Genomic DNA, 407 nt, shown 5'->3' with positions numbered 1-407 from the left:
CGCTGCAGGATGACGTGTTGGTCGTCGTAGTCGTAACGCTCGCTTTCGCCGACGGCGTTCGACGCCTCGATCAGCCGATGACGGGCATCAAAGCGATAGCTGGCCAGCGTCTGCTCGGTGCGCCAGGTCGACTCCCGAAAAACCTGATAATCGACCGCGACCAGATGCGCCCGCTCGTAGCGCAGCAGCAGCGAACGGCCAGCGCCGTTATCGAGGCGCTCAACGCGATCCAGACGATCACGCGTAATGCGCAACCGGTTGCCGTACGCATCGCTGACAGCCGTCAGACGCCCAGCCCGAAAGTGATAAAACCGCGCCGCGTCCCCGGCCAGCGCAACAATCAGCTCCTGCGGCTCATCCCCGAGAAAGATCGCCGCCCGCGACAAGCTGTTGTGAATCGCCGGCCG

At 63.9% G+C, this 407-nt stretch carries 1 protein-coding gene; it reads right to left on the bottom strand.

The window, feature by feature from the left end; genetic code table 11:
* Positions 1–407, bottom strand: a 407-nt coding sequence (locus L6D81_RS29355) for a hypothetical protein (protein ID WP_236183002.1), incomplete at both ends; no start/stop codon positions are given.

This window comes from Pseudomonas sputi, assembly GCF_021603585.1.
GTDB lineage: Bacteria > Pseudomonadota > Gammaproteobacteria > Pseudomonadales > Pseudomonadaceae > Aquipseudomonas > Aquipseudomonas sputi.
This window is presented reverse-complemented; position numbering and strand designations above follow the sequence as displayed.